The 10,300-nt window shown below is 66.4% G+C and carries 9 protein-coding genes; 7 read left to right on the top strand and 2 right to left on the bottom strand.

Translation table 11 applies throughout. The annotated features are described in order from the left end of the window. Positions 1-124 precede the first annotated feature (124 nt). Together ACE3O8_RS11105 and ACE3O8_RS11100 are read right to left on the bottom strand one after the other, a co-directional pair. A complete protein-coding gene (locus ACE3O8_RS11105; protein ID WP_374389723.1) occupies positions 125-1,498 on the bottom strand; it encodes a glutamate--cysteine ligase in 1,374 nt (457 codons plus the stop codon). 55 nt (positions 1,499-1,553) lie between these two features. Further along, the gene (locus ACE3O8_RS11100; protein ID WP_374389721.1) at positions 1,554-2,264 is read right to left on the bottom strand and encodes a 16S rRNA (uracil(1498)-N(3))-methyltransferase; all 711 of its coding nucleotides are present in this window, start codon (positions 2,262-2,264) and stop codon (positions 1,554-1,556) included. A 34-nt stretch (positions 2,265-2,298) separates the two neighbouring features. Here ACE3O8_RS11100 and ACE3O8_RS11095 point away from each other — a divergent pair, with 34 nt between their 5' ends. The 7 genes from ACE3O8_RS11095 to lon all read left to right on the top strand — a co-directional run. Next, positions 2,299-3,222 (top strand): NAD-dependent epimerase/dehydratase family protein, encoded by a 924-nt coding sequence (locus ACE3O8_RS11095; RefSeq protein WP_374389719.1) that lies wholly within the window; start codon positions 2,299-2,301, stop codon positions 3,220-3,222. Between the two features lie 92 nt (positions 3,223-3,314). After that, positions 3,315-3,554 (top strand): acyl carrier protein, encoded by a 240-nt coding sequence (locus ACE3O8_RS11090; protein ID WP_374389717.1) that lies wholly within the window; start codon positions 3,315-3,317, stop codon positions 3,552-3,554. Positions 3,555-3,559: 5 nt separating this feature from the next. Next, positions 3,560-4,768 (top strand): aminotransferase class I/II-fold pyridoxal phosphate-dependent enzyme, encoded by a 1,209-nt coding sequence (locus ACE3O8_RS11085; RefSeq protein WP_374389715.1) that lies wholly within the window; start codon positions 3,560-3,562, stop codon positions 4,766-4,768. Between the two features lie 80 nt (positions 4,769-4,848). Next, positions 4,849-5,247: an MAPEG family protein gene (locus tag ACE3O8_RS11080; protein WP_374389713.1), complete on the top strand. Its 399-nt coding sequence runs from the start codon at positions 4,849-4,851 to the stop codon at positions 5,245-5,247. 69 nt (positions 5,248-5,316) lie between these two features. Next, positions 5,317-6,900, top strand: coding sequence for an MFS transporter (locus ACE3O8_RS11075; protein WP_374389711.1), 1,584 nt, complete (start codon positions 5,317-5,319; stop codon positions 6,898-6,900). A 69-nt stretch (positions 6,901-6,969) separates the two neighbouring features. Beyond that, on the top strand, positions 6,970-8,067 hold the full coding sequence (locus tag ACE3O8_RS11070; protein WP_374389709.1) for a CaiB/BaiF CoA transferase family protein: 1,098 nt from the start codon (positions 6,970-6,972) through the stop codon (positions 8,065-8,067). 92 nt (positions 8,068-8,159) lie between these two features. Next, a partial coding sequence (gene lon / locus ACE3O8_RS11065; protein WP_374389707.1) for an endopeptidase La occupies positions 8,160-10,300 on the top strand: 2,141 nt, incomplete at its 3' end.

The following is a 10,300-nucleotide window of genomic DNA, read 5'->3' as shown; positions in this document are numbered from 1 at the left end:
CGCCCGGCGCTTGAGGGGCCGCGCCGAACCCAGCCCGAAGGGCCGCAAGCGCGACTGCGCGCCCTAGCCAATGCGAGGAAAGCCAGGCGGGCGGACGCCCGCGCCCGGCGCCTGAGGGGCTAAATCAAAAAAGCGCCTCGTCCCAGATCGGGTCGACCGTGCCGCCCCAGGGCCCGTGGAACCGCTCCAGCCAATATTCGGCCAGCGTCTGCCCGCTGTCGGCGATTTCCCACAGCGGGGTCAGGAAGCCCGCCTCGCTGTCGCCGATGCTGTTTTCGCGGGCGCGACGGTCCAGCCCGCCGGCGGCGATCGCCAGCACCTCCTTCGCCAGCGTCTGAAGGCTCTTTCCGTCCGGCGCGGTCGCCTTCAGCGCCAGCCTTGGCACCTCGTCGCGCATGCGCTGCTGGCCCTCGATGTTCCAGCCCTTCACCAGATCCCAGGCGGCATCCAGCGCCGTGCCGTCATAGAGCAGCCCCACCCACAGCGCGGGCAGCGCGCAGATGCGGCTCTGCGGGCCTGAATCGCTGCCCCGCATTTCCAGATAGCCCTTCATCCGGACTTCGGGGAAGGCGGTGGAGAGATGGTCCTTCCAGTCGCCATAGGTGGCGCGCTCGCCCGGCAGCACGTCCAGCCGGCCTTCGATGAAGTCGCGGAAGCTCTTGCCCGCGGCATCCAGATAGCGGCCGTCGCGATAGGCGAAATACATCGGCACGTTCAGCGCATAATCGGCATAGGATTCATAGCCGAAGCCTTCATCGAACACGAAGGGCAGCATGCCTGTCCGCGCCGGGTCGGTATCCGTCCAGATATGGCTGCGATAGGACAGGAAGCCGTTCGGCTTTCCTTCCGTGAAGGGGGAATTGGCGAACAGCGCCGTTCCCAGCGGTTGCAATGCCAGCGAAACGCGGAACTTCTTCACCATGTCCGCTTCGGAGCCATAGTCCAGGTTGGTCTGCACGGTGCAGGTGCGCTGCATCATGTCCAGCCCCAGCTGCCCCACGCGCGGCATGTGCCGCCGCATGATGGCATAGCGGCCCTTGGGCATCCACGGCAGCTGCGCGCGGGTGGCGATGGGGTTGAACCCCAGCCCCAGGAAGCCCAGCCCCAGTTCCTCGCCGATCGCCAGGCACTGCTCGCGATGCCGCCCGGTTTCGGCGCAGGTCTGGTGCAGGGTTTCCAGCGCTGCGCCCGAAAGCTCGAACTGCCCGGCCGGTTCCAGGCTCAGGCTGCCGTCGGCGCCGGTGGCGGCGATGATCCGGCCGTCCTCCAGCACCGGCTCCCAGCCATAGCGGCCGAACGCCTCCAGCAGGTCGCGGATGCCGTTCGGCTCCTCCCACGACGGCTGGCCATGATCCGTCAGCCGGAACACGAATTTCTCATGCTCCGTGCCGATCCGCCAATCGGATTTCGGCTTTTCGCCCCGCTCGAACAGCCCGATCAGGTCGGCCTTGCCTTCGATGGGGGCGGCATCCCCGGCCGCGATCAGCTTGTTGCTCATGCGCCGCGCCTTAGCCGCGCCCGATGCCCCGCGCCAGCCAGATTCTGAGTGGCGCTCAATGTCCACCAAACAGCTGGAATTGCGCGATTGCCGCGACGACCGCCGTATCCGCCCTCAGGATGCGCGGCCCCAGCGCCAGCCGCCTCGCCTGCGGCAGCGCCAGCACGGCGGCGCGCTCCGCCGGCGAAAATCCGCCTTCCGGCCCGATCAGGATCGCGGCCGGAGTCGCCGGTTTCAGCGCGTCCATCGCCGCCCCGCCCTCCTCGTCGGCAAACAGCAGCCGGCGTGCCGGGTCCCATTCCGCCAGCAACGCCGGCAGCTTCACCGCGCCGGCCAGCTCGGGCAGCGCGGTGCGCCCGCACTGTTCGGCGGCCTCCACCATGTGCGCGCGCAGGCGCTCTGGTTTCAGCCGGGCGTGGTTTGTCCGCTCCGTCAGCACGGGCACGATCCGCCGCACCCCCAGCTCGGTCGCCTTCTCCACGATCCATTCGAATCGGTCGGGCTTGATCGGCGCCGTCAGCAGCCACAGGTCTGGCGTCTCTTCCCGCCCCCGGATCATCGCGCCGACGCGCACGCTCACCCGGCGGCGGCCCACGTCCGCGACTTCGGCGGCCCACTCGCCTGTCTGGTCATCGAGCAGCCGCAGTTCGGCGCCCCGGTCCAGCCGCAGCACGGTGGCCAGATAATGCACCTGCCCCCCCTCCAGCCCGATCTCGGCCCCGGCCTCCAGCCGCCCCTCAATGAACAATCTTGGAATCTGGCGCATGGCGTGGCGCTAGCACGCAAGCTAAGGCGGTTCCATGGCGCGCACGCTGGCAATCACGGGCGGCACCGGCTTCGTCGGCGGCCACACACTGGAACGCGCACTGGGGCGCGGGTGGAAGGTGCGCGCGCTGGCGCGCCGCCCGCAAGCCGCGCGCGAAGGCCTGCTGTGGGTGCCCGGCAGCCTGACCGACCCGGCCGCGCTGGATGATCTCGTCGCCGGGGCGGATGCCGTGATCCACATCGCGGGCGTCACCAACGCGGCAAGCCGCGCCGGCTTCGAAGAGGGCAACATCCTCGGCACGGCGCATGTGCGCCGGGCGGCAGGCGGCCGGCCCCTCGTCCATGTCTCCTCGCTGTCCGCGCGGGAACCGCAGCTGTCCACCTATGGCTGGTCGAAACTGATGGGCGAACAGGTCGCGCGCGGCGCGGCAGGCCCGGTCACGGTCGTCCGCCCGCCAGCCGTCTATGGCCCCGGCGACCGCGAATTCCTGGAACTGATGCGCACCGCCCGCAGCGGCTTCATCCCGATGCCGAAGGGGTCCGTCGCGGCGATGATCCATGGCGCGGACCTGGCGGAAGCCCTTGTCGCGCTGGCGGAGGATGCCTGCGGCCCGGCCCGCGCCACCGGCCGGATCCTTGAGATCGACGATGGCGCGGGGGGTTACACGCCCGCGCAGGTGGCCGATGCGATCGGCAGCGCGCTCGGCCGCCGGGTCCGCCATGTGGAGGTGTCTGCCCCCACCCTAAGGCTTGCCGCGATGGGCGACACCGCCTGGGCGCGGCTGAAGGGCGAACTGCCCCGCATCAGCCGCGATCGCGCCGCCTACATGGCCCATCCGGACTGGTCGGCCGACAGCGGGGCGCTCCGCTCGCTCGGCATCTGGAAACCGGGGATCACCCTCTCTGAAGGCATGGCCGAAACCGCCCGCTGGTATCGGGCCCAGGGCCTGCTGCCCTAGCCGCGCCAGTTTTCCCGTCCGCATTCCGCCACAATCTGCGCTAAAAGAAGCGTCAAACCTGTTGTTCGGAGATTTTTGATGGATCGCGCCCAATGAACCGGGAGATGACCTACGCCCGCCTGATCGAGCTGATCGAGCCCTTCAACAAGAAGGGCGTCGCGCTTGCCGAAGCCACCAGCTTCGCGGACGATCTGGAACTCGACAGCCTGACGGTGATGGACCTTGTCGCCAACATCGAGGATGAGTGGGACATCAACATGCCCCTCAATATCCTTCCCGATCTGGAAACCGTCGGCCAGCTGGCGGATGCCGTCGTCAAGCTGAAGGGCTGAGGCGCATGACCGACCTTCTGTCGAAGTTCGATCCCTATATCGCCGAACACAAGGGCCTGCTGGACACCGGCGTGAACGATCCGTTCGGCGTGGTGATGACGCAGGTGCTGTCGCCCACCCGCGCCGTGATCAACGGCCGGGAAACCATCCTTGTCGGCACCTACAACTATATGGGCATGACGTTCGATCCCGACGTCATCGCCGCCGGCAAGGCCGCGCTCGAATCCTTCGGCGCGGGTTCCACCGGCAGCCGCGTGCTGAACGGCACCTTCGCGCCCCACATCGCCGTCGAACAGGCGCTGAAGGATTTCTATGGCACGAAATCGGCGATCGTGTTCAGCACGGGCTATCAGGCCAATCTCGGCATGGTCTCAACCCTTGCCGGCAAGGGGGACTATATCATCCTCGATGCCGACAGCCACGCCTCCATCTATGACGGCTGCAAGCTGGGCAACGCCGAAGTCGTGCGCTTCCGCCACAACAATTGGCAAGATCTGGACAAGCGCCTCGGTCGCCTGCCGGCCGACGCGGGCAAGCTGGTGATCCTGGAAGGCGTCTATTCGATGCTGGGCGATGTCGCCCCGCTGCCGGAACTCGTCGCCGTGGCGAAGAAGCACAAGGCGATGACGATGGTGGACGAAGCCCATGCCATGGGCTTCTTCGGCCAGCACGGCCGCGGCGTGTACGAGGAAATGGGGCTGGAGGACGACATCGACTTCGTTGTCGGCACCTTCTCGAAATCGGTCGGCACGGTGGGCGGTTTTGCCGTTTCCAACCACCCCAAGTTCGAGATCCTGCGACTGGTGTGCAACCCGTATCGCTTCACCGCCTCGCTGCCGCCTGCAGTTGCGGCGACGGCCGAAGCCTCCATCCGCAAGCTGATGAACGCGAAGGAAAAGCGCGACAACCTGTGGGCGGTTTCCCGAAAGCTGCATGCCGGGCTGAAGGCCGCCGGCTTCAGGATGGCGACGGACACGCCGGAATCCGCCATCATCGCCGTCCTGCTGCCCGATCAGGACAGCACTGTCGCCATGTGGCACCAGCTGCTGGAGCATGGCATCTACTGCAACATGAGCCGCCCGCCTGCGACGCCTGCCGGCATCTTCCTGCTGCGCTGCTCGCTGTCGGCCGCGCACACGCTGGCTGACGTGGACACGATCGTCAGCCGCTTCATCGCCGCGCGGGACAGCCTTTCGGCAATGCCCGCCGCCTGACCGGCCGGCCCGTTCCGAGCGGGGACGGGCGAGGACCGGCAGCACCGGGAACAACAGAAAACAATAAAGGGGAGAGATTGATGGACTTCGCCTATCCGCACGCCGCCTTTGCCACATGCCTTGCCATCCTCGTCTATGTCTGGACGGGGCTTGTCGTGGGCAAGGCCCGCAAGGCCCATGGCGTCGATTACCCCAACACCCACGGCTCCGACGATTTCAACCGCGTCTGGCGCGCCCACCAGAACACGCTTGAACAGCTCGTCATCTTCCTGCCTTCGCTGTGGCTGTTCGCCGTCGCCGTGCAGGAATTCTGGGCGGGCGTCCTCGGCCTTGTCTGGGCCGTCGGGCGCATCCTCTATGTTCGCGGCTATATCGTCGCCGCGCCGAAGCGCGCGCCCGGCTTCATGATCGCGCTTCTCGCCACTGCCGTGCTGCTGTTCGGCGCAGTCGGCGTGATCGCCTGGCAACTCTTCGGCTGATGCAGGCGCCCCGCTTGCCGAGGCAGGCGGGGCGCTTTAATCCCCTCTCCCAAGGGAGAAGGGGAATTTATGCCGCAAGCTGCGGGCGAACAGCCCATCGACGTGAAACGCGACCGCCTCGTCATTGTCGCATCTTCGCTGGGCACCGTCTTCGAATGGTATGATTTCTTCCTCTACGGAATCCTGGCCGCCCTCATCGGCCGCCTGTTCTTCCCGATCGACAACCCGACGGCCGCAACGCTCGCCAGCCTCGCCACCTTCGGCGCGGGTTTTGGCGTCCGCCCGCTGGGGGCGATGCTGTTCGGCCACTATGGGGACCGGATCGGCCGCAAATATACCTTTCTCGTCACCATCACGCTGATGGGCGGCGCCACCGCGCTGATCGGCCTGCTGCCCACCTATGCGACGGCCGGCCTGTGGGCCCCTGCCCTGCTGGTGGGCCTGCGCCTGCTCCAGGGCCTGGCGCTGGGCGGCGAATATGGCGGGGCCGCCATCTATGTCGGCGAACATGCGCCCAAGGGGCGGCGCGGCGAATATACCAGCTGGATCCAGATTTCGGTCGCGGGCGGCTTTCTGCTCTGCCTCGTCGTCGTCCTCGGCACCCGATCGGTGATGAGCCCGGAGCAGTTCGACGCCTGGGGCTGGCGGATCCCCTTCCTGCTCAGCCTCGTGATGCTGGCGATCTCGGTCTATATCCGCATGCAGCTGTCGGAGAGCCCGGTCTTCAAGGAGATGAAGGAAGCCGGCAAGACCGCGAAGAACCCGATCGTCGAGGCCTTTTCCGACAGGTCCAACATCGGGAACGTCCTCGTCGCGCTGTTCGGCGTCGCGGCGGGCCTGACGGTCATCTATTACACCAGCCAGTTCGGCACGCTCTACTTCCTCACCGGCACCGCAGGGGTGAGTGAGACCGAGACGCTCATCTACCTCGCCGTCGCGGCCATCTTCGCGGCCCCCTTCTATGTGCTGTTCGGCATGCTGTCTGACCGGATCGGGCGCAAGAAGCTGCTGCTGATCGGCTATGGCCTGTCGATCCTCCTCATCTTTCCGCTGTTCCACCTGATGGCAAACGGGGCCAACCCGGCGCTTGCCCGCGCGACCGCCGCCAATCCCGTCACGCTGGAACTTCCGGCGTGCGAGTTCCGCATCTTTGCCCGCAAGCAGACGGAAGAATGCGCCAAGGCGCTGGGCTTCCTCACCAAGCGCGGCGTCGCCTATGGCCGGGAGCAGGCCGACAGCGTCGCCCTTGTCGTGGGCGACCAGCGCGTCGAAGGCTTCGACGAAGCCGCCTTTGCCGCCGCGCTGAAAGCGGCCGGCTATCCGGAAAAGGCCGATCCGGCGGAAAAGCAGCGCTGGAAGATCATCTTCGCCGTCTTTGCGATCATCACGCTCTCCGCCATGACCTACGGGCAGGTCGCGGCCATCCTCGTCGAGCTGTTTCCGGCGAGGGTGCGCTACACCTCCATGTCGGTCCCCTATCATATCGGCACCGGCTATTTCGGCGGATTCCTGCCGTTCATCCAGCAGCTGATCGTCGTCCGCACCGGCGACCCGTTCGCCGGCCTGTGGTACACTGTCGCCGTCGTCGCGATGGCGTTCGTGGTGAGCCTGATCTGGCTGCCCGAAACCAAGGATCGCGACATCACGGCCTGACGCCAGCGCCAGTTGCGCGATCCGCGCCGCCCCCCGATGCTGCCCTCGGGAACAGAGGGAGAGGCGCATATGGGTCCGCTGGCAGGTATCAGGGTGCTGGATCTCAGCCAGATCGTCTCCGGACCGATGGCGGCGGCCTGGCTCGCCGATCAGGGCGCGGATGTCATCAAGGTCGAAACCCCGGCGGGTGATCCCGTCCGCTTCGTCGGCGCAAAGAAGGGCCGGGTTTCCGCCCTCTTTGTCAGCGTCAACCGAGGCAAGCGGGGCGAACTGGTCGACCTGAAGTCGCCGGACGGCCGAGCCCGGCTCGAAGAGCTGGTGGGCTGGGCCGATGTGCTGGTGGAAAATTTCCGCCCCGGCGCGATGGACCGGCTGGGTCTGGGCGAAGCCCGGTGCCGGGCGCTGAACCCGCGCCTGATCTGGTGCGCCATCACCGGGTTCGGGCCGGATGGCCCCTATGCGGGGCTTCGCGCCTATGATCCCGTGGTGCAGGCCGCCTCCGGCCTCGCCGCCATCCAGGCCGATCCGGATGGCACGCCCCGCCTTGTGGGCACGATCATCTGCGACAAGGTGGCTGCCCTGACGGCCGCGCAGGCGATCACGGCCGCCCTGTTCCACCGGGAACGAACCGGCATCGCCCAGCGCATCGACATCGCGATGCTGGATGCGGCAATCGCCTTCACCTGGCCCGAAGGCATGTACAACCAGTCCTTCACGGACCCGGCCGATCCCGCGCCCGACTATGCAAGCCTGGGCCGCCTGTGGCAGGCGGCGGACGGGCATGTGGCGCTGGGCGCGCTGCAGGACATCGAATTCGAGGCGGTCCGCGCCACGCTGGGCCATCCCGAAAGCCTGGCGGATCCCGCCTACAACAGTTTCGAGGGCCGCCTTGCGGATTATCCCGCCGTACTGGCTGCAATGGCGGCCGAAGTGGCGAAACGCACCCGCGCAGAGCTGATGCAGGGTTTCACCACCCACGGGGCTGTCGGCTGCGTCGTCAACAGCCGCGACGACGTGCCCGCCGATCCGCAGGTCGTCCACAACGGCTGCCTTGTGGAGGTGGACCAGCCGGGCTGCGGCCCCGTGCGCGTCGCCCGCCACCCGATCCGCTTTTCCGCATCCCCCGCACGCCACGCGCCGGGGCCTGCGCCGGACACCATTCGTTAAATCCTTAACGCACGGGCTTATCCCCACCCAAGAAGGTTAGTCCCCCGCGGGGCGATTGCGCATCGCGGCGGCCGCACCCATATTGCCGGACTATGACCAGTGAAGACCAACTGACCCGTCCGGTTCTCCCCCTGCGCGACATCGTGGTGTTCCCGCAGATGATCGTGCCGCTCTTCGTCGGCCGCGAGAAGTCGGTGAAGGCGCTCGAAGCGGTGATGCAGGGCGACAAGTCGATTTTCCTGCTGAGCCAGAAGAACCCGGCAGACGAGGATCCGGCGACCGACGCGCTGTACGAAATCGGCACGCTGGCGACCGTGCTGCAACTGCTGAAGCTGCCGGACGGCACCGTTAAGGTGCTGGTCGAAGGGCAGCAGCGGGCGCGCAGGCTCCAGCTGCGCGAGGATGGCGAGTTCCTGACCGCCGAGATCGAGCTGCTGACCGACGACAATGGCGACACGCCGGAAGTCGAGGCGCTGATGCGCTCGGCCGGCAAGCAGTTCGAATCCTATGTGAAGGCCGCCAAGCGGATTTCGCCCGAAGTGGCGCTGCAGGTCGGCCAGATCGAGGAAGCCGGCCGCTTCGCGGATTCGGTGGCCGCCAACCTGAACCTGAAGATCGCGGACAAGCAGGCGCTGCTGTCTGAAATCGATGTCGCGAAGCGGCTGGAAATGGTCTTCGGCTTCATGGAAGGCGAGATCGGCCTTCTGCAGGTCGAGAAGAAGATCAAGAGCCGGGTCAAGCGCCAGATGGAGAAGACCCAGCGCGAATATTACCTCAACGAGCAGCTGAAGGCGATCCAGCGCGAGCTGGGCGACGGCGACGAGGAAACCGACGAAGCCGCCGAATATGAAGCGCGCATCCGCAAGGCAAAGCTGTCGAAGGAAGCGCGCGAAAAGGCGCTCGCCGAAGTCAAGAAGCTGAAGGCGATGAGCCCGATGTCGGCCGAGGCGACCGTGGTTCGCAACTGGCTGGACGTGCTCTTGTCGCTGCCCTGGGGCAAGGCCTCGAAGGTGAAGCGCGACATCGTCGAGGCGCAGAAGGTGCTCGACGCCGATCACTACGGCCTTGAAAAGGTGAAGGACCGGATCGTCGAATATCTGGCGGTTCAGGCCCGCACGAACAAGCTGAAGGGGCCGATCCTCTGCCTCGTCGGCCCGCCCGGCGTCGGGAAAACCTCGCTCGGTCGCTCCATCGCGAAAGCAACGGGACGCGAATTCATCCGCCAGTCTCTGGGTGGCGTGCGCGACGAAGCCGAGATCCGCGGCCACCGCCGCACCTACATCGGCTCCATGCCGGGCAAGATCGTGCAGAATCTGCGCAAGGCGGGCACGAACAACCCGCTGTTCCTGCTGGATGAAATCGACAAGCTGGGGCAGGATTTCCGGGGCGACCCGGCCTCTGCCCTGCTGGAGGTGCTGGATCCGGAACAGAACAACAAGTTCAACGACCATTATCTGGAAGTCGATTTCGATCTTTCCAACATCATGTTCGTCACCACGGCCAACAGCTACAACATGCCTTCCGCCCTGCTGGACCGGATGGAGATCATCCAGCTGTCCGGCTATACCGAGGACGAGAAGGTGGAGATCGCCAAGCGCCACCTGATCCCGAAGCAGTTCGAGGCGCACGGACTGAAGCCGCAGGAATTCGCGGTGACGGACGAGGCGCTGCGCAACCTGATCCGCTATTACACCCGCGAAGCCGGCGTCCGCACGCTGGAGCGCGAGCTGGCGAAGCTTGCCCGCAAGGCGCTGCGCCAGATCCTTGAAAAGAAGGCGGAAGCGGTCACCGTCACGCCCGAGAACCTGAAGGATTTCGCGGGCGTGCAGAAATACCGCTTCGGCATGTCGGAAGCGGAGGACCAGATCGGCATGGTCACCGGCCTCGCCTGGACGTCGGTTGGCGGCGACCTGCTGACGATCGAATCCGTGACGGTTCCGGGCAAGGGCGTGATCAGCACCACCGGCAAGCTGGGCGAAGTGATGAAGGAATCCATCACGGCCGCCTTCAGCTTCGTGAAGGCGCGTTCGGCGGCCTATGGCATCCACCCCACGACCTTCACGAAGAAGGATGTCCACGTCCACGTCCCCGAAGGCGCGACGCCCAAGGACGGCCCGTCGGCGGGCATCGCCATGGTCACGTCCATCGTCTCCACCCTGACGGGCATCCCGGTGAAGAAGGATGTGGCGATGACGGGCGAAGTCACCCTGCGCGGCCGGGTGCTGCCCATCGG

Source organism: Sandaracinobacter sp., assembly GCF_041909755.1.
Classification (GTDB): Bacteria; Pseudomonadota; Alphaproteobacteria; order Sphingomonadales; family Sphingomonadaceae; genus Sandaracinobacteroides.
This window is presented reverse-complemented; position numbering and strand designations above follow the sequence as displayed.